This window comes from Paenibacillus gyeongsangnamensis (assembly GCF_027533625.1).
Taxonomy (GTDB): Bacteria; Bacillota; Bacilli; order Paenibacillales; family NBRC-103111; genus Paenibacillus_G; species Paenibacillus_G gyeongsangnamensis.
In genome coordinates this window covers 173,304-193,348 of record NZ_JAQAGZ010000007.1, presented here as the reverse complement: position 1 = coordinate 193,348, position 20,045 = coordinate 173,304, and the positions used below count along the sequence as shown (strand labels likewise).

General features: G+C 57.9%; 14 protein-coding genes. 4 read left to right on the top strand and 10 right to left on the bottom strand.

Annotated features, from left to right (window positions below):
* Positions 1–152 precede the first annotated feature (152 nt).
* The 6 genes from O9H85_RS12830 to O9H85_RS12805 all read right to left on the bottom strand — a co-directional run bounded on the left by O9H85_RS12830 (position 153) and on the right by O9H85_RS12805 (position 10,876).
* Positions 153–1,982, bottom strand: coding sequence for a hypothetical protein (locus O9H85_RS12830; RefSeq protein WP_269881783.1), 1,830 nt, complete (start codon positions 1,980–1,982; stop codon positions 153–155).
* Positions 1,983–2,009: 27 nt separating this feature from the next.
* Positions 2,010–3,326 (bottom strand): efflux RND transporter periplasmic adaptor subunit, encoded by a 1,317-nt coding sequence (locus O9H85_RS12825; protein ID WP_269881782.1) that lies wholly within the window; start codon positions 3,324–3,326, stop codon positions 2,010–2,012.
* Between the two features lie 22 nt (positions 3,327–3,348).
* Positions 3,349–6,450: an efflux RND transporter permease subunit gene (locus O9H85_RS12820; protein ID WP_269881781.1), complete on the bottom strand. Its 3,102-nt coding sequence runs from the start codon at positions 6,448–6,450 to the stop codon at positions 3,349–3,351.
* A gap of 257 nt (positions 6,451–6,707) precedes the next feature.
* A complete protein-coding gene (locus tag O9H85_RS12815) occupies positions 6,708–8,078 on the bottom strand; it encodes a sensor histidine kinase (RefSeq protein ID WP_269881780.1) in 1,371 nt (456 codons plus the stop codon).
* Positions 8,075–8,752, bottom strand: coding sequence for a response regulator transcription factor (locus O9H85_RS12810; RefSeq protein WP_269881779.1), 678 nt, complete (start codon positions 8,750–8,752; stop codon positions 8,075–8,077). The genes O9H85_RS12815 and O9H85_RS12810 overlap by 4 nt, the downstream gene beginning before the upstream one ends.
* A 228-nt stretch (positions 8,753–8,980) precedes the next feature.
* Entirely contained in the window at positions 8,981–10,876 is a 1,896-nt protein-coding gene (locus O9H85_RS12805; RefSeq protein WP_269881778.1) for a PrkA family serine protein kinase, read from the bottom strand.
* 98 nt (positions 10,877–10,974) lie between these two features.
* Between O9H85_RS12805 and O9H85_RS12800 the strand changes: the two genes are divergently transcribed.
* Complete coding sequence (locus O9H85_RS12800; RefSeq protein WP_269881777.1) at positions 10,975–11,190, top strand: hypothetical protein; 216 nt, start codon at positions 10,975–10,977, stop codon at positions 11,188–11,190.
* A gap of 210 nt (positions 11,191–11,400) precedes the next feature.
* Here the strand turns inward: O9H85_RS12800 and O9H85_RS12795 are convergent, their stop codons facing one another.
* The gene (locus O9H85_RS12795; RefSeq protein ID WP_269881776.1) at positions 11,401–12,747 is read right to left on the bottom strand and encodes a sn-glycerol-1-phosphate dehydrogenase; all 1,347 of its coding nucleotides are present in this window, start codon (positions 12,745–12,747) and stop codon (positions 11,401–11,403) included.
* Between the two features lie 122 nt (positions 12,748–12,869).
* Between O9H85_RS12795 and O9H85_RS12790 the strand changes: the two genes are divergently transcribed.
* Both O9H85_RS12790 and O9H85_RS12785 read left to right on the top strand, forming a co-directional pair.
* Positions 12,870–13,619, top strand: a complete 750-nt coding sequence (locus O9H85_RS12790) for a DUF2161 domain-containing phosphodiesterase (protein ID WP_269881775.1) — start codon at positions 12,870–12,872, stop codon at positions 13,617–13,619.
* A 91-nt stretch (positions 13,620–13,710) separates the two neighbouring features.
* Positions 13,711–14,466 carry a polysaccharide deacetylase family protein gene (locus O9H85_RS12785; RefSeq protein WP_269881774.1) on the top strand — a complete coding sequence of 252 codons (756 nt, stop codon included), beginning with the start codon at positions 13,711–13,713 and terminating at the stop codon, positions 14,464–14,466.
* A 107-nt stretch (positions 14,467–14,573) separates the two neighbouring features.
* On the opposite strand, the gene O9H85_RS12780 is transcribed toward O9H85_RS12785, so the two are convergent.
* The 3 genes from O9H85_RS12780 to O9H85_RS12770 form a co-directional block, all read right to left on the bottom strand.
* Positions 14,574–15,524, bottom strand: a complete 951-nt coding sequence (locus tag O9H85_RS12780) for an NAD(P)/FAD-dependent oxidoreductase (protein ID WP_269881773.1) — start codon at positions 15,522–15,524, stop codon at positions 14,574–14,576.
* 55 nt (positions 15,525–15,579) lie between these two features.
* Positions 15,580–16,923 (bottom strand): MFS transporter, encoded by a 1,344-nt coding sequence (locus tag O9H85_RS12775; protein WP_269881772.1) that lies wholly within the window; start codon positions 16,921–16,923, stop codon positions 15,580–15,582.
* 152 nt (positions 16,924–17,075) lie between these two features.
* A complete protein-coding gene (locus O9H85_RS12770; protein ID WP_269881771.1) occupies positions 17,076–18,383 on the bottom strand; it encodes an ABC transporter substrate-binding protein in 1,308 nt (435 codons plus the stop codon).
* A 290-nt stretch (positions 18,384–18,673) separates the two neighbouring features.
* Here O9H85_RS12770 and O9H85_RS12765 point away from each other — a divergent pair, with 290 nt between their 5' ends.
* Positions 18,674–19,552, top strand: coding sequence for an ankyrin repeat domain-containing protein (locus tag O9H85_RS12765; RefSeq protein ID WP_269881770.1), 879 nt, complete (start codon positions 18,674–18,676; stop codon positions 19,550–19,552).
* The last annotated feature ends 493 nt before the right edge of the window (positions 19,553–20,045 follow it).

The following is a 20,045-nucleotide window of genomic DNA, read 5'->3' as shown; positions in this document are numbered from 1 at the left end:
ATAGCGAATAAATTCAAAATTTTCCGAGAACAACAGCGGCCGGAGGGGGATACCCCACCGGAGTACCAAAGCAATTTTTCAATTTCATGGGTTTCTCTACAGCCTGCTCTCCCCGCCCAAGGCGGAGAGAGATGCCGTACCACGATATTCGATTATTGCTTCAAGGTCGTAATATAACGCTTCGCCTGGCCGCTCGGCGTATCGAAGGCCTCGTACACGTTGATCGTCAACGGATAATCCAGCTGCTCGGACTTGGCGTTGAAGGTGATCGTCTGCTTTCCGTTGATCAGCTTGTTCGCGCCGGTGAAATCCGAATCCGCTGTTCCGACGGTGTGTCCCGCCGTATCGAGCAGCTCCCAATGGAGCTTGGAGAACGTCGAGTCCACAATGACGTCGTCGGATTGCTTAATGTCCAGGTTAACCGACAATTTGTAATTGTAGATCATCGAAGACCCCATCCCGCTTGTTGAGGTGGACATTGACCAATCGTTCAGCTTCACCTCGAACGGATACATTGCGAACGCCTGGTCGTTTCCGGCCGGGTCGAGAGCGGCTGTCTGCACGGCTGCGATCGTACTGCTGTACGGAGCGGAAGTCTGCGTATCGAGCAGCTTCATGACGAGCTGCTCGCCGGTTTCGGACTTCGGCACGTTGAATGAATAATTCAGCACATACGCCATACCCGGATTCAGCGTGCTTGCGATATTCGTTTGGCGGGTGCCCGCGTACGACATGCCTCCGGCTCCGACCAGCTCGGCCTGGAAGGACGGCAGCGGAATCGGCATCGTATTCTTGTTCGTCAGCTTGAATTTGCCTACCACCGTTTTATACCCGGCATCGCCGTTGTCGTGGATGTGCATTTCCATCAAGGATACGTCCGTATTCGCGTCCATCAGTTTATTCAGCGGATCGAAGGCAATCGAGGTGCCCAGCGTATAAGGGACGGCCTGAGCCGGATCCGCCTTACCGCCCGCAGGCACTTCGATGCGCAAGCGGCCGACGTCGAAGCTGGTGCTGACCGGCGCCGTGCCTTGTGCTCCGGCTTGAACGAAGGCTTCCGTCGTTGTAACGATCAAAGAAGAAAGGTTTACGTTGTTGTCGATCGGAATGGCGAAATGAATGTATTTCTTCTCGCCCACATCCACCGTGACCGGGCTCTGTTCAGTACGCTTCCCGGTGTAAGTCTTCTCGGCGGCTTGCCCGTCTACACGGAACTCCGGCAGCGTTTCGCGGCCCACGCCCGGATTGTCCACGAGCAGCGTCACGAGCGCCACCCGGCCCGCTGGGCCGGAGGCTCCGGCAGCCGGCGCGGCGGAGCCGGACATTCCCGCTGACGCGGCGCCGGCACCCGAAACTGCCGAAGATGAACCAGCCGTGGCATACTGAATGTCGACGGAGACCGGCGTATAACGCAAGCCGGAGTTCAGACCGGGAATCGTAAAGGCATCGCCCCACGCTTTCGGCTCCGCATTCTTCTCCGCGCTGCCGGCGGAAGCATACCACACCTGCTTGTCGATTGGGATGCTCAGAAGGTAGGTTTCTTTCTTCGGATACACGTATTCGTCCACATTAACGAAGGACAGCTGATTAATCGTGATCGGCGTTCCGCTGTCGATGACGGCCATATAGACCAGCTCGCCGATTTCGTTCGGCTGCAGCGCGCCCTTGTTGGTTGAGCTCGGGGTAAGCGTATATTCGTTGCCGTCCGTGGAACGGACGCGAAGCTCGTGATCCGGGATGCGGGTCTTCTGGGTGCCGCCGTTATACAAACGGACGGTAGCCGCGATGCGCGTGCCGCTTGTCGTCGATTCGACGGCAAGGCTCTTGACGGCGGCCCGGATCGTATCGGTAAGGCCATAGTTGCTTGGGGCCGCAACGGCGGCACTCGGGGCATCGGCGGCCAGTGCGGCCGGAATGCCGATTTGGATCAGCGTCGTACCGATCAATACGGCGGTCATGGCGGATTTCCAAGATTTATTCATCGATCGTTCCTCCAACTCTCTCGGATATTATTTTTTTGACGGCTCGGCTGCCGGGTTGGCAGCTCCGCCGGCCGGGGCCGGCTTGGCGACTTCTACCTTCTGTCCGTCCTTTAGCTGATGCTGCCCGGACGTAACGAGCTGCTCACCCTCTTTTACCCCGCTGAGCACCTCCTGATACGTATCGCTAAGTCGTCCAAGCGTAATCTTGCGCTTCTGAACCGTATCGCCTTGAAGCACGAACACGTAGGAATCGGCGCCCTCGCGGACGATGCTGAGCGTCGGAACGGCAACGACCTGCTCCTCGCTCTCGGTCGTCAGCTGCAGCAGCACGCGCGTGCCCGGCTTCAGCTTCTGGTCGGCGTTCGCCACCTCGAGCTCCAGCGGATACGTCTTCGTCGATGCGCTCATGACGCTCGCCAGAAACTTGATCTGTGCGGTGCCCTTGCTCGCGGGATTGTCAGGGGTGTAGTACGTCAGCTGCTGCTTGTTCTTCACGAGCTGGTAAGACGCTTCGGTCAGCTCCGCCTTGATCTTGATCGGATCGATCTGCTGCACCTGCCCCGCTTTGACGCTTGGCGAGACGGAGCTGCCGACCTCGACGCTGAAATCCGTCAGCACGCCGCTGACCGGAGCCTTGACGTCGTAATTCTCAAGCGCCCGCTGGGCGTCCGACAAGCCGACCTGCGACGATTCCACCTGGGATACCTGGGCCGCCAGTTGATTCGTGCTGTCCAGGGCCGCCAGCTTGTTCTGCTGCGATTGCAAATCCATCTGCGCATTATTCAGAGCGGTCTGCGCCTGTTCGACCTGGCGCTGCGTCACTTTGCCGTCATCATAATCATTTCGAGCTTTGCTGTAGTCTTTCTGGGCGTTGTCCAATTGTTCCTGCGCGCGGGTGACGGCGCTTTGCAGATCTTTCCGGCTGTTCGCCATGTCTTCTCTCGATTTGGCGAGCGAATCCTGAGCGCTGCCCAGGGCAATCTGGCTCTTGCGGGCAGCCGATTCCGCATCCCGGCTGTCGATTTGGAACAACACCTCGCCCGCTTGAACCGTATCGCCGCGCTTTTTCATAACCTGCGTCACTTGCCCGCTCGCCTTAGGCATAATATCCATGGCGGAGATCGCCGCAACGTCGGCGATTTGCTCCCGGGGATCGCTGATCTTGTGCTTTGCGATCGTCTCCGTCTTCACCGGCTTATTGTCCAGGTTCATATTGACCGTCGCCTGACCCTTCCCGCCCGGAGCCGAGCAGCCGGCCGCGATGGCCGCAGCCACCGCAACGATCGCCAGCGCCCGGAGGCAGTGCTTTCGATTCCTTGATTTCGCCGTGCTAACCTTTGTCATAGTCCAGTGCTCCTCCTCCATGTTACATCTCGAGCGAAGTCGGCTTGCCGCCGCTGCGCTTCTTATCTCTGTTCATCCAACCGGATACGCGGTTCTTAAAGCCCTCGATAAGCTCATAAACGATCGGCACGACCACGAGCGTCAAGATGGTGGAGGTGGTCAAACCGCCGATGACGACGACCGCCAGGCCTTTGGAAATGAGCGTGCCGTGCGTGAAGCCGAGCGCCAGCGGCACCAGCGCTACGATGGTTGCGCCCGCCGTCATAATGATCGGCCGCAGGCGCACCCGGCCCGCTTCGATGAGCGCGTGCCTTACGGTGTAGCCTTCATGGCGAAGCTGCTGCGCCCGGTCGACGAGCACGATCGCGTTCGTGACGACGATCCCGATCAGCATCATGAAGCCGATCATCGAGGTGACGTTGAGCGACTCTCTAGTCACAAGGAGTCCGATCAAGCCGCCGATCGCCGCCAGCGGAAGCGAGAACAGGATGGCGAACGGCGCAGCCGCATTCCCGAATGCCAGCACCATGACAAGGTAGACGATGGCGACCGCAACAGCCATGGCCGCAAACAGCTGGGTAAAGCTTTCGTTGATATCCTTGCTGACCCCCTTGACCTGTCGGCCGACGCCGTCCGGCAGCTCGACGGAAGCGAGCGCCGCCGTGACCTTCTTGCTGACGCCGCTTTTGTCCGTGGAGTTAATCTTGGAGGTGATGTTGACGACCTGCTTCTGGTTATCTCGTGTAATGGAAGCCGGGGCCTCCACTTCCGTCAGCTTCGCGATTTCGTCCAAATAAACGGTTCCCGTACTCGTACGAATCGGCATCCGGCCCAGCTTCTCCAGCGAATCCTTATCCGTCTTGGCCAGCGATACCGTCGTCTTATAAGTGACGTTGTCGAGCTTAATATCGCCGAGTTCCTGCTTTGCGACCCAGCTGCGGGCCGTGTCGCGGACCGTGGCGACGTCAAGCCCGTAAGCCCGCGCTTTCTTCTGATCGACGACGATATCGACCTGCGTCTTGGCGTCGCTCAGACTGTCCGAGATCTCGCTGAGCTCCGGAAATTCCGCCAGCTTCTTTTTAACCTCCGCCGCCGCGGTCTCCAGCTGCTTCTGATCGGTCCCGATCAGCGAGTAGGAGAAGTCCGTCGTGGAGACGCCTCCGCCTCCGCCAAGCGTTTTCGGATCCACCTGGGAGCCCTTCGGCAATTCGGCGAGCAGCGCATTCTTGAATTGCGTCTTGACCGTGTCGGGATTTACATTCTTGTTGACCTCGACGTATATTTGCATCTCGTAAGCCGTCCGGTCATCAGCGCCGCTATAGCCCACAAGAGATTCCACGTAATCAAAGACCGGATCGCCGTTCGAGTCCTTCGTGTCCCGCATCATCTGCTCCAGTTCTTTCGCTTTGAGGTCCGTCGCGTTGAACGAAGTCTCGTAAGGCAGCTTAATCTGGTAATACATCGTCCGCGGGGTGTCGCCGTTCGGCACGAAGGAAACGGCCAAGTTCGGAATCGTGACGGCCAGCGATACGATGAAGAGCAGCCCGGAGATCAGCAGCGTCTTGATCCGGTTCTTCAGCGACCACTGCAGCACGCGCTCGTAAAAGGCCGTAAATTTGCCGGTCTCGTGCTCGTCGTGCGCTTTGATCGATTTGCCGCGGAGCACCAGCAGCTTCGCCAGCATCGGAATGACGGTCAAGGCTACCAATAGGGAAGCGAGGAGCGCACAGGCTATCGTTATAGCGAACGGCCGGAAAATTTGGCCCACCATGCCGCTAACCATCCCGATCGGCGCGAATACGCCGACCGTCGCGATCGTCGAGGACGTAATGGCCATCGCCACCTGCTTCGTAGCGAGCGCAATGACCGATTCGTTCCGCTCCTGGGCGCGGGCAAGATTCGTATAAATGTTCTCGATGACGACGATCGAGTCGTCGACGACCCGACCGACGGCGATAAACATACCGCCCAGCGTCATGATGTTCAGCGTAATATTGAGCTGCTTCAGCATGAGCAACGTGATGAGAATGGACAATGGTATGGAAACCAAGACGACCAAGGTCATCCGAATGTTGCGCAGGAAGAGCAGAATCATCAGGGAAGCGAGCAGTGCGCCGGCAATCCCCTCCCGCAGCATGCCGCTGATCGATTCCTTCACTTCATCGGCGCTGTTGTAGATCGATTTGAACGTCACGTTCGGCATCGAGGTTTTCCAATCCGCCATCAGCTTGTCGGCGGCATTGGAGAAATCGACCGCGTTCGCATCCTTCGTCTTGAACAAATGGATGCCGAGCGCCGGCTTGCCGTCCAGACGGGCGTTGAAGTTTGAATCGGAGATCGCCGATACCTTCGCCACCTGGGACAGCGTGACGGAGCCCCCGGAGCTGAGGCCGATTTCCATTTGCTCCAGATTGTACAAGCTGTCCAGATCGCCCATGACCCGGGCCATCTTATCGTTGCCGCTCAGCTCGACCGTTCCGATCGGCCCCTTCGACAGCGCGGAGCTGATCGCCCCCGTTACCTGCGCCGGCGTAAGTCCGAAGGCGCTAAGCGCGTCGGCATTCAGCTGAATGTCCATCGTCGTTTCGCGGTTGCCTATGGCATTCACATGATCGAGTCCGCTGATGGACTCGAAGCCCGGCTTGATTTTATCCGTGTACAGCTTGTCGAGCTCGGTCTGGCTCATCCCGTTGTCGGCGTATGCAACAAGGTAATAAGCCGGAATCGATGCGAAGCCGAAGGTCGCCGCCTTAGGCTTGCTGGCGGAGCTCGGAAGCTTTACATCCTGAAGCAGGCTCTCGACATCCTGCTTTTTCTTATCCGTATCCGAGCCTTGCTTGAATTGAATCAGCACGGAGGATAAATTATCGCTGGAGGTGGAGGTAAGCGAATCGATGTCCGCCACGTTGGCGAGCTTTTCTTCGATCGGCTTCGTAATGTTCTCCATAATATCCTGCGGGGATCCCGAGTAGGTGGTGGTCACCATGACGACGGGAAACGAAATATCGGGGAAATTCTCTTTCTTGAGTTGGCTCGCTGAATAGATCCCGCTCCCGAACAGCAGGAAGATGATAATCATCAGCGCCGAAACGTTCTTCATGGAAAACTGGGTCAGTCGGTTCATTCCCGCACTCCTTCCGAATCTCTCTTTCTAACTCCCTTTCATTTGAATCAGATGGGAATACAATACAACGCCAATATGAACTGAACATGAACGAACCTTGAACAAAAAAGAAACCCGGCCTCATGGACCGGGTTGAATCATCGGCGTCCCGCCGAGCGGCGTGCCGTATTGAGATCGAGCTTATCTTTGATGAATAGGCCGAGCTTATCGTTCAAAATATTAGGCGGCCCAATCGGTTAAGAATTGCCGTCCCCCGTTCACCGTTCCGCGGGAATGCTGGGCAGCGTTACGATGAATGTGGTGCCTTGGCCCGGCTCGCTGCGGACCTCGATCGTACCGTGGTGCAGGTCGACGATTTTCTTGACGATGGCGAGCCCCAGTCCGTTGCCTCCATCCTCCCTGTGCCGGGAACGGTCGGCTTTATAGAACCGGTCGAAGATATGTTTCTGATCCTCCGGAGAAATGCCGATGCCGTTATCCCGGATGCTTACTCTGACCCGGTCCGTGAGCGGCTTCAGCGAGGCGGATATTTTGCCTTGGTCCGGCGTGAATTTGATGGCGTTGCCGAGCAGATTCATCCATACCTGGCTCAGCTGGTCCTCGTCGGCCGCAATCTTGACGGCAGGCAGCTGCAGATCAAGCTCCAGCTCTTTGGCGCTCCACTGCGGCTCAAGCGATACGATCACCCGCCTCAGCTGCTCGTCCAGGTCGAACGTATGCGGATGGAACGGATGATGCTCCGATTCCAGGGATGCGAGCTTGAGCAGGTTCTCGCTGAGCCGGGACAGACGCTCCGTCTCGTCCCGGATAATATCAAGGTAATGATTGCGCTCGTCCGGGGGCATGTCCCGGCTCCGCAGCACCTTCGAGAAGCCGGCGATCGACGTCAGCGGCGACTGAATTTCATGCGAGACGTTGGAGACGAAGTCCTGCCGCATCCGCTCCATCTGCTTCAGCTCGGAAGCCATGTGGCTGAAATTGTCGGCCAGCTCTCCAAGCTCGTCCTTTCGCTGCTTCCAGTTCAAATTAATGTTGAAGTCGCCCTTCGCGATGCGCTGGGTCGCACGGGTCATCAGCTTGAGCGGCTGAACCAAATAACGCGCCGCGATCAGGATCAGGACGCTGCCGGTAAACAGCACGATCGCAAGCGACGTGAGCAGCACCCTGCGCAGATCGTTAGCCGGTTTCATGAAGGCGAGACGTAGGAAAAGCGCATAATGGCTACCCTTCGATACGATCGGATAGCCGAGAATCAAGCGGTCCGGCGATGGCTGGCTGTTGTCGTAAGAATGATTCTGCAGCACGAGAGCCGCCGCCTCCGGCGGGATTTCCGGCGTGTGCCGGTCGGGCATAGCTCCGTATTCGCTGATTTCTCCCGCTGAATCATATACCGTAATGACGTACCCGTGCACAGCCGCGCGGCCTTTCAAATAAGCATCCAGGTCCATATCCACCGTATGCGCATAAGTCTCCGTAAGATCCAGCGCCGCCTTATGCATCTCCTCCCGGATCGCCGTAGAGAATTGATCCTGAAACCAATAATTGGCCGCAAAAAAGGCGGCGATCAGACCCAGCAGCACGGCGCCGAGAAAGGTGACGACGACTCTGGAATATAAGGATCGGATCATCCGGTGACCTCCAGCTTATAACCGAGCCCCCGGATCGTACGGATCGAGAACCCGGCGCTTTCTTCAGGGAATCTTTCTCTCAGCCGCTTGATGTGCACGTCAACCGTACGGTCGTCCCCCGCATAGTCCAGCCCCCAGATTTGCTCGATCAGCTGGTTCCGCGTAAAAATTTGATTCGGGTGCGCGGCCAGCTTGAACAGCAGCTCGAACTCCTTGAGCGGAATCGTCATTCGCTCCGTCCCTTGCAGGACCTCGAAGCTGGTACGGTTCAGCTCGATCTCGCCGAGCCGGATAATTTGCGAGGAGGCGATCCGGTAGCGCTTGAGCAGCGCTTTGACCCGGACAACCAGCTCCGGCGGATCGAACGGCTTGACCAAATAATCGTCGGTCCCCAGCTGGAACCCTTTGACTTTATCCGCCGTTTCCGACTTCGCGGTCACCATGAGGAGGGGCAGATCCGGATACAGCCGGCGAAGCTCGCGGCACAGCTCCCAGCCGTCCATCAAGGGCATCATGAGATCCAGCACGACCAGATCCGCCGGAGCCCGCTCCAGAAGCTCCAGCGCCTCCCTGCCGTTCGCCGCTTCCGTCAGCGTGAACCCCTCGCCCTGAAGGGATACCCTCATCAGCTCGCGGATATAGCTGTCGTCATCAACCAATAAAATTTTCGCCATCTTGTCTTGCTCCTTTTAGCACGGGCTGCCATGTTAACCCCATCATAAGGGAAGGCTTAGGCGTTTTCAACGTGTCGAGCGGCAGACCGTCCGGACGCAGATGAACAGGCGCACGTATTCCAGGCTTCGGCCGTGCGACTCCGCAAGCGATGATTACTCGCCGCAAAACAAAAAACCGAGCCTGAAGACGGCTCGGGGCGCAGACGGAGGTTGAAGGAAGGACATGAATCAACGGTTCAGCAGGCTTCCTACGTAGCGGAGCAGCTCGTTAGCGGAAGCCGTCGTGTAGCCGTGCTCCTCGACCAACCGTTTGATAACTTCATTGATGCGCTTCAGCTGATTTTCGTCGGGCGTCTTGGTGGACGTCGTGATTTTCACGATATCCTTGAGGTCGGTGAACAGCTTCTTCTCGATCGCTTCGCGCAGCCGCTCATGGCTGCTGTAGTCGAAGCGCTTGCCCTTGCGGGAGTACGAGGACATGCGGATCAGGATTTCCTCGCGGAACGCCTTCTTTGCGTTCTCCGAGATGCCGATCTGCTCCTCGATGGAGCGCATCAGCCTTTCGTCCGGATCCATCTCCTCGCCCGTCAGCGGATCCTTGATTTTGGACCAGTTGCAGTACGCCTCGATATTGTCCAGATAGTTGTTGAAGAGCGTCTTCGCCGACTCGTCGAAGGAGTACACGAACGCCTTCTGCACTTCCTTCTTCGCCAGCTCGTCGTATTCCTTGCGCGCGATCGAGATAAAATTAAGGTACCGCTCCCGCTCTTCCTTCGTGATGGAAGGGTGCTGGTCGAGACCGTCCTTAAGCGCGCGCAGCACGTCAAGCGCATTGATGAACTCCAGATCGTGGCGGATTAGCGCGCTCGAGATCCGGTTGATGACATACCGCGGATCGATCCCGGTCATGCCTTCCTCCAGGTACTCACTCTGCATCTCCTTCAGATCGGCTTCCTTGTAGCCCTCGACTTCCTCGCCGTCGTACATGCGCATTTTTTTGACGAGATCCATGCCCTGCTTCTTCGATTCCTTGAGCCTCGTCAGGATGGAAAAGATCGCCGCCGCCCGGAAACTGTGCGGAGCGATATGGACATGCTTCATATCGCTTTGCCTGATCAGCTTCTGGTATATCTTCTCCTCCTCGGACACCTTCAGGTTGTACGGAATCGGCATCACGATCATCCGCGATTGGAGTGCCTCGTTCTTCTTGTTGGAGATGAACGACTTGTACTCCGATTCGTTCGTATGGGCGATGATCAGCTCGTCGGCCGAGATCAGCGCGAAGCGCCCGGCCTTGAAGTTGCCTTCCTGGGTAAGCGAGAGCAAGTTCCACAGAAACTTCTCGTCGCACTTCAGCATCTCCTGGAACTCCATCAATCCCCGGTTCGCTTTATTCAGCTCCCCGTCGAACCGGTAGGCGCGCGGATCGGACTCGGAGCCGTACTGCGTAATCGTGGAAAAGTCGATGCTGCCCGTCAGGTCGGCGATATCCTGGGATTTCGGGTCCGACGGACTGAACGTCCCGATCCCGACCCGGTTATCCTCGGATACGAGCACGCGCTCCACCAGCACATCCTCGATCCGGCCGCCGTACTCCTCCCGAAGCCGGATTTGGCAGGAAGGGCACAGGTTCCCTTCGATCTTCACGCCCAGCTCCTGCTCCACCTCGGGGCGAAGCTCGACGGGTATCAGGTGCAGCGGCTCTTCGTGCATCGGGCAGCCTTTAATGGCGTACACCGCTCCCCGGTCCGTCCGCGAGAACTGCTCCAAGCCGCGCTTCAGAATCGTCACGATGGTGGATTTGCCGCCGCTGACCGGACCCATGAGCAGCAGTATCCGCTTGCGCACGTCGAGCCGCCGGGCCGCCGAATGGAAGTATTCCTCCACCAGCTTCTCGATGGCGAGATCCAGCCCGAAAATCTCCTTCTCGAAGAAGTTGTATTTCCGGCGCCCGTTCTCCTCCGCAATTCCGTGGGAGGCGATCATCTCATAAACGCGGGCATGCGCCGTCATCGCAAGGCCGGGGGTTGCCCGAAGCTTTTCGATGTATTCGGCAAACGTTCCGGTCCATGCCAGCCTCTCAGTCTCCGTGCGGTAATCGGCGATTTTCTTGAATAGGTTCATGGTTACCTCCTCCGGGTTTTGCGGAGCAAAACCGACTTCGTAAGGATTTGCGTTGGCTTTGCGAAGCAAAACCAGCCTCGTCAAGGTGATCTCGGGTATTGCGAGCAGAACCGCTTCGTTCGGAGCGTCCGGCCTTCGCTTCCGGTCCGGCGCTTCCTATCATTAAGCCGGTGCTGCATACCAAACCTGATGCTGGATCGGATGCATACAGCTTCAAGGATGCCGGTTCTTCGCTGCTGGAAAAGGCGGGGGATGGGGTTGCTAACGTCATGGTATCTCACGTCATCTTCTCTCACATCAACTTCCTGTTTTAGAAGTGTATTAAATACCTATGCAGTTTGCGGGGGGAAATTGCCCGAAATTTTTAGACAAAAAAGAAAAACTCCTTTTCGGAGTTCAGGTTGTCTTTAGCAAAAGTCAGAGTCAGCCGGCCGTTTGTTCGAATTGGCGAACATCAACTTGCTTGAACGCCGAAAAAAGCGCGGACCTTCGTCCGCGCTTGTCCAAGCTGATGTCGAAGCTTGTCAGAACCATTCCTGCAGCCGCAGGATCGTATAGCGGCTGCGCACATATTTCGCGAAGCGGAGGCTGTCCTCCACCAGCCCCGGCCCGATGCCGAGCTGCTCCGGCGTGGTACGGCCGCCGGAAGCGGCGAGAAGGGCCGCGAGGCGCTCCGGCTCCGGCACGCGGCGGCAGACGTCCCGGACGGCGTCCCAGCGCGAGACGAGGCGCCCGCCGATGAGCTCCAGCTGCGCCCGCCGCCGGACCGGATCGAGCTCGGCCGCATTCTCGGCGAGCACGGAAGAGGCGATTCCGCCGTAGCCCTCGCGGATCGCGGTTACCGCAGCGGCCGGATCGTAACTGGCCGGGTCGGCGAGGCGGCGCTCCACCGCAGTGCGCACCTCGCCGGGTGAGAGCTTGGCCGTGCTAGCGTAATAACCGCCCATAATTACCGCGGCGGCGCCGACCTTAGCACCGTGGAGCAGCGCCCGGCGGCCCTCCTGCAGGAACCGCATCTCCCAGTAATGGGACAGATGGTGCTCTGCGCCGGAGGCCGGACGCGAATGCCCGACGATCAGCATCGAGATGCCGGAGAGAATAAGCCCCTCCATGAGGCGGCGCAGGCCCACTTCGCTGCCGGCGGCAATCTCTCCGGCATGATCGACGCAGAGGCCGAGGCCCCGGCGCGTCATCTCCGCGGCGAGCTCGCAGACCGGCTCGTCAAGCAGCAAGCGGCCGAGCTCCCAATCGGCGAGCGAGGTGTATTTGCCCAGCATGTCGCCGAACCCGGCGGCGATCATGGGCCGCGGCGCCGAGGCGAGCACCTCGAGGTCGGCGAAGATCGCTTCCGGCGCGCAGGCCGGAACCGTCTGTTTGAAGCCGCCGACGATCAGCGGCGCCCCGACGGAAGCGAAGCCGTCGACCGAGGGGGCCGTCGGCACGCTAAGGAACGCGCGGCCCGTCCGGTGGGCCGCGAAACGGACGATGTCGTGGAGCGTCCCCGCGCCCACGGCCACCAGCCCCTGCGCGGACGCGTCCATGTGCAACAGCAGCTGCACGATGGCCCGCTCGTCCGCGGCCAGCTCACCGTGCTCGTCATCCGCGAGCACGTACAGCTTCGCCTGGAGCCGCGCCTCCGTGCAGCGCTCCAGCAGCGCCTGTCCGGCGGCCTCCGCCGTCCGCCGGTCGCATACGAGCAGGAGCTCCCGGAGCCCCCGCTCCTGTGCATAGGCCGGCAGCGCAGCTAACGCCCCGCGCTCCAGCACCACTTTGCGGAGCGGCACGCGGTGCGTCTCCCCGCAAACGCATACAAAGGTTCGGCCGAGCCACGGCTCGATCCTCCCCGCCTCTTCCATCAGCTGTTCGGTCATGTGAAACGTCTCCTTTCTCCTTGCCGTTTAAACTCTATTCTATCAAAGTTATGCTATAATTACATGCAGCATCCCGAACGGAACCGTACTATTTTCCAAGCAGCAAAGGAGAGACATGCTTCATGGCCATCAAACGGGAAACGGAGCTCTATGCCCCGGTTAAGGCTTACCTGGAAGCGCTAGGCTACAGTGTGCGCGGCGAGGTGAACCACTGCGACATCGTCGCGATCCGCGGAGAGGAGCCGCCCCTGATCGTCGAGCTCAAGAAAAGCTTCTCCATCCCGCTCCTGCTCCAAGCCATCGACCGGCTGAAGATCACCCGCAGCGTTTACGTCGCTTTCGAGCTGCCGGCCAAGGGCCGCGCGCCTCACGGGGCCAGCTGGACCGAGCTCCGCAAGCTGTGCGGCATGCTCGGCGTCGGGATGCTGACCGTCCAGTTCTACAAATCCCGCAAGCCTAAGGTCCAGGTCGAATGCCACCCGCCTGAAGGCGAGCAGCCGTTTTATGCCGTCCCCAGGCACAACAAGCGCGCCGCCTCCCGGCTTGTGACGGAATTTCAGGAGCGCAGGGCCGACTACAATATGGGCGGCAGCCATCAGCGCAAGCTCGTCACCGCCTACCGCGAGAAATCGCTCCAGCTCGCTTGGCTGCTGAAGATCCATGGCACATTAAGCCCCAAGCGCCTGCGCGAGCTAACCGGCAACGGACGTGCCGCTGGATTCCTGCAGAATAACGTCTATCTTTGGTTTCAGCGGGTCGAGCGGGGCTTATACCGGCTCGCCCCGGCCGGCGAAGAGGCTCTTGTGCAGTATGCTCATGTGCTCGCGGGCTTCCAGAAGCCGAGACCGCTCGAGCCCGTAGAAACGATATAAATCCGGGCCTCTTACTACATATCATGCATAATGCGGCTGGCGACAGGATATCAATAAAGTTAACGATTTCCAGGACAAGGTGCTGATGCTATTGAATTGGACTCCAGCCGTTTGGATCCGAATGTTCCTATCCGCCGCACTCAGCCTGCTTCTCCTGCTCCCTGCCGTTACTGCAGGAGCCCGTGAGCCGAAGGTATTCTTTCCCGTGCTCAATTACCACAGCATTGCCGTGGATCCGGGCAACCGCGCCACCATCGCTCCCGAGAAATTCGCCGAGCAAATGCATTACTTGTCGCATCAGGGCTATACCACCCTGACCTTAGCCCAATTTACCGATATGCTGGAGCACCGGGCCGAAGTCCCGGCGAAGCCGGTCCTGCTGACTTTCGACGACGGCTATGCCGATAACTACGCGCACGCGATGCCCCTGCTCAAGGAGCTCGGCTTCCACGCCACGCTGTTTATGTCACCCGGCATGATGGGCGGCTATTATTTAAACTGGGACCAAATCCGCGAAATGCATGCGGCCGGCTGGGATATCCAGCCCCACGGCATGACGCATCCGCACCTGCCCAAGCTGAAGAAAGCCGAGCAGGAAGCGCAAATTACCGAAGCCCGCGCCCTCATTGAGCAGGAGCTCGGAACGACCGCCGACGTGTTCTGCTACCCGTACGGAGAGTACAACCGGACGACCTTGGATATCCTCGAGGAGCACGGCTTCCGGTACGCCTTCACGATCGACCAAGGCTGGACCGACAGCGAACAGCCCCCCTATAAGCTGAAGCGCATCTTCGTAAACGGCGAGGAATCGTTCGACAAGTGGAAGAAGCGGCTGCAGACGAAATAACCGGTGCAGCTCAGCCGTCTGGACCTCCCGTTCTTTACCCACTTCCACGCTCCCTGCTTAAGCAGCACAAATCCCGCCCCTGGCAAGCCGGGGCGGTTTCTTCCGTCTCAGGCCTTCACAAGGCGCGGCCCGTGCCCTTGCTCTGCGGCCTCCAGCCGCTGCTGCAGCTCCTTGTGAATCCATATGGCCGACAGTGCACCCTCGCCCATCGCCACCGTCACCTGCTCGGCGTGCACGCCGATGTCGCCTGCGGCCCAGATGCCCGGTACATTCGTTTGCTTGGTTCGCGGATCGGTAACGATGTGCCAGTTGTCAAGCCGCTCCAGGCCCAAGGCCCGCGTCCAATCCGAGTGCACCTCGTTGCCTCCGAAGGCAATGAAGCCTCGCTCGCCTGACACGAGCCCGCCGCTCCGAAGCCGCACGCCTCCGAACGCCCCGTCCGGTCCGTGACCGGGGGCCACAACGCTTTCGATTTCTTCCTCGAAATATTCGATCCCTTCCCGCTGAAGCCGGTCCAACAGCTCGCTTCCGACAACAGCCCGCTCGTGATTGACATAGACGAGCTTGTCGGTCCAATGCTTCAGCGTCAGCGCCATGTTCGCGCCCACCGGACCGGAACCGAGCACGATCGTTCTGCGGTTCCTGGTCTCGTAGCCGTCGCAGTCCGGACAGACGTAGACGGAGAGGCCAAGACAAGGCATCAGCCCGGGAATCGGGGGGAAGCGGTCGGTGACGCCGCTTGCCACCAGCAGCGTCTTCCCGCGGATACTGCCCCCCGAGGCGCAGGCGGCTTCGACATCCTTCCCGTTCTTCGCCGCAGCAATCACCTCGTCCTGCCGAAATTCGACGCCGAGCTTCTCCGCTTGCTGACGCCCGAGCCGGCGCAGCTCCGGACCGGAGATCCCGTCCGGCCAACCCAGAATATTATGATAGGAACGGCACCAGGTGCTTCGGCCGATGCCTTTGTCCACGACCAGCACCTTATGCCGATAACGCCCGAGCTGAATCGCAGCCTGCAATCCGGCAATTCCGCCCCCTACGATCAGACAATCGTACATCGTGCGCTTCCTCCCTCCCTGCAATAAGATGTAGTTTATGGAGAGGACGCCGATCTCATACGGTTCCCCGGTACACGGTCAGCCCTGTCACAACTGTCCATTCGGTTACGCTCAGCCCTGCTGCGTCTTGCCCCCGGCCACGGCGGCAACAGGGGCCTCCTCCTTCCGGTTCATCAGCCACGCCAGCGCGAATTGCAGCGCCGAACCGGGCGGCCAGTACCCAAGGGAGCGACTCGCTGCCCGCCCGGTTCGTCACCCAGAACAGGCCTGCAATGGACAGCACCCTGCCCCAGTTCAGGAAGGTCTCGCGCATGACGACGGATTCGACGCGCAGCTCGCCTTTGAGCGGCAGACTCCCGTTCAGCCGGTAATAGTAAGAGGTAATCGTATTGCCCTGCAGCGGGCTGCACACCGAGTACAGAATCATGAAGGCGATTACAGTAAACAGCGTCATTTTCCAAATGATAAAGCCCGTACCGATCAGAAAACCGAGCGTCGAGATGATAAGAAACCGCTTCGCCTTCTCTTCCGCGCCATACCGCGAGATGAACATACCGGTTCCGATGCTGAGTCCCGCATAGACCACGCCCAGATATCCCACCAGGTCCTCCCTTCCGACGATTTGGAAGAGCAGTATATTCGGCAGGAAGAGCATGATTCCCTGGAACAGCCCCATTGTCGTAAAAGCGAACAGCGACTTCACCCAGTCACGGTTCTTCTTCATCAGGAGTCCGGCATATTTCAAATAATAGGTCTTATGGTGAGACGTCTTGCCTCGAATCCGCAAGCTCCCCAGCGCGGCCAGCAGGAACATGACGAAAGCGACGCCGAACACGATCGTATATCCCTGCAGCCCGTCGTTCTGCCGGATAATAAAGCCGGCCAGAGCAGGCCCTATGAGCCCGGCCAGCGTGAAGAAAATCATGTTCATCGCCAGGAACCGGATCCGGTTCTGCTCCGTCGACACGTCGTACATCAGTGTCAAATACCCCGCCCAGTAGAAGGAGCTTGAGATGCCGTTGAAGACGGCGAAAAAAATAAAATAACTGGCGACCCGCTCCTGCGCGAACACGACAACGAGGTAAAATAAAGCGATGAGCGCTATGCCGATCCGGTACGTGACAAGCCGGTCCTTCCTCTTGATGATATAGCCTCCGAGCGCGAAGGCGAGCGGCGCCACGGCGTAATTGACGATGTTGTACAAGCCGTTGATCCAAAGGCTGTGGGTCAGCCGCCATAAGTACAAGGTGAGGAACACGCCGGACATGGAGGCGCCGAACTGAAAGCAAAAATGAATGAATAGCGTAACGCCCGCTTCCTTGGATAACCGCCTTTCTACAGGAATGGACACCGTACGGGCATCCCAACGTTCCCTGATTCGCTCCTTCAACCATCCCATGCTGCGCATCCTCTCCGTTCGCCTGCCATTGATTACCTTTTGTCCCATTGTAGCAGGGCCCCGCCCCCCGTGTTAAGCGCCAAAAAGCCTCAGCTGCGGGGCTGAGGCTTCCTTGGGCGGCGTATCGCTTCATAATGGCAGGATAAATCTTCTTATTTCTTCACTTTCAGATTATCCCATGTTTTTTGGAAATCGGAGTACATTTGGTCCTTCTTGATCTTGCCGGCAACGTATGCTTGCATCGTCGCACCGAGCTCCTGCGTTGCGCCGTCCGGGTATTTAGGCCAGTTCCAGCTCAGCACCTTGTTTTCCTTGCTGTATTTCAGCAGATCGGATGCGATGGAGCCCAGATCCTTCTCATCGGCGGGAATGTTGCTGAAGGCGGGAATGAACTTAAATTCCTTGGTCATATACTGCTTGCCCGTGTCGGAGGTAACCATCCAATTGAGGAACTCCTTCGCTTCGGCTTTCACCTTGGAGTCCTTATTGATCACCCAGTTGTTCGGCACGCCGATGAACACTTTATCGTTCGCCGCCGCATCGTCGTTGATCGGCATCGGCAGGACGCCGACCTTGATGTTCGGGTTGATTTTGTCGATTTGCACCTGCGTCCAGTTGCCCTGCTGCATCATCGCCGCTTTGCCGCTCGCGAAGTTGGTCACTTGCGTGTTGTAATCCGTTGTCAGCGGGTTTGGCTGACCGTATTTTACCGTCAGATCCAGCAGCTTCGTCCAGTCGTCGAATACGGGACCGCCGAATTTTTGCGAGCCGTCATACAGGCCGTTAATGAATTTATCCGGATCGGCTTGACGCGCGAACGCAACGTTCAAATTGTGAATCCCGAGAATCCACCATTCCTGATAGCCGTTGGAGAAAGGCGTGATCCCTGCCGCCTGCAGCTTCTTCGCCGCATCCTCCAGCTGGGTAAGCGTCTTCGGCAGTTCGGTAATGCCGGCCTTGGCGAAGAGATCCTTATTGTATAGTAACCCGTAGCCTTCGATATTCATCGGCATGCCGTACAGCTTGCCGTCCTTGGTCATCGGCGCTTTCGCGACCGGAAGGACGTCCTTCACCCACGGCTGATCGGAGAGATCCTCCAAATGCTCCATCCAGGTATCCGCTTCGCGGAAGCCGCCGTTGTTGAAGATATCCGGCTGGTCGTTCGACGCAAATTTGGTTTTCAGCGCCGCGCCGTAATCCGCTCCGCCGCCAACCGTTTCGATTTGCAGCTTCACATTCGGATGCGTTTTCTCGTACTCGTCCTTCATTTTATTCAGCGCTTCATTGATTTCCACTTTGAATTGAAAAATCTTCAAGGTCACCGGCTTGCCGCCGCCGGCCGCCGTATTTCCTCCGGCCGCCGTGTTGCCCGGCTGATTGCTTGCGCAGCCCGCCGTAACGCCTGCGAGCAGCACCGCGCTCATGGACAGAGCAGCCGCCTTTTTCATCCCTTTGTTCATATACGTGAACCTCCCTTATTTGGTAACTATTTACGGGTTCTTACTGTATTTTGTCTACATGGCCCATTATAAATTCCGCCGCGATCGCCCAACACCGAGGATATTGAACAAAAAGGTGGAACAAATTGACCACGCTTACAAGTGAGGTTCACCGGCAGGAGTTGAACATCGGCTGGTATGTATGGTTTTAAAAAGGAAATACCAAGTTGCTATCGAATACATTATGGGCATAATCATTACGACTAGAGGGGAAAAAGTGTGCTTGGCTTTCGTAGAAAGGAGTGAACGACATGGTTGACGATATTCCACAGGACGGCGATTTGGCCGAGGTCTTTCCGGCTGCAGTCCGAGCGGTGAGGACGGGAGACGTTGAATTGCTCGCGGAGTTGCTGCACGAATATCCCGGCTTGGCTAATGCACGCTCTATGAAAGGCCGAACGCTGCTGAACCATGCGTGCGATTGGCCTGGACATTTTCCACGTGTAGTGGAGACGGGCCGATTGCTGATCGCGAGCGGTGCGGATGTCAACGCCCGTGCCGGAGACCCGGACAAAGGCGAAACTCCCCTGCAGTGGGCGGTTAGCTCGAACGACGTCCCCATGGCGGAACTGCTCATCGAGTCAGGCGCCTCGGTCAACGGACTTGATCATGACCTGCGGCCTCTCGCGCAATCCCTTTTCTATGGAAATCATGAGGTCGCCGAGATGCTGGTAAGACGAGGCGCTGCCATGACGCTCGAGTTCGCCGCAGGGCTGGGCCGGATCGATCTATTGCCGGGCTTCTTTGGCCCGGACGGCCGCTTGCTCCCTCAAGCAGGCCCTCATACCGCTCCCATTAACAACGCTATCCCTCCACAGGATTCCAAGGACGAACGGCTCGAGCAGGCGCTGATCTACGCGCTGATCAATCTTAGAATCGACTGCGTCACCTGCTTGCTCGATTACGGAGCCGATGTTAACGTGATGCCAACGGGCTTCCACTTCTTGGGTGCGCCGCTTCACTGGGCGGCTCACATGGGACAGGCGGATATGGTGGAGCTGCTCGTGAACCGCGGTGCGGACATCCATGCACCCGCTCCGAAGGACAAGGCTACGCCGCTCAGCATGGCGGAACACAGAAAAAACGACGAGACAGCTCGTCTGCTAAAGAAGTTGGGAGCGACGCGGTAGGAAGCTGTGAAGGAAATGTATTCGTAGAGCAAACGTTTTAATATATTGTTAACACACAAGCTGTAGAGAAACCCATGAAATAGAGAAATCTGCCATGGTACTCCGGTGGGGTATCCCCTTCCGGCCGCTATTGTTACCCGTAAAATTTTCAATTGATTCGCTAAGCAGCGGTCATTTTCCGATAAGAAAGGCGGGCGCTATCGCTCTTACAGGGGATACCCCACCTTCTACCTTTTGCATTTTTCTCTATATCCGGGTTTCTCGTCAATCTGACACATTATATAATGTGTATTTTCGATCATCAAAATAATAAGTTCTAAAAGTCCCTCGCGTCGTTCCTTGCGTCACCTAAAAATTACGCAGAAGAACCAGCAGCAGTCTTGGACTTTAATTCCAAGGCTACTGCTGGTTTTAATTCAATTAATTTGGGGCATTATTAACGGCTATTATCCAGATATGTTACTCGCTACGCCTTGTCGCCATAAAGACGACC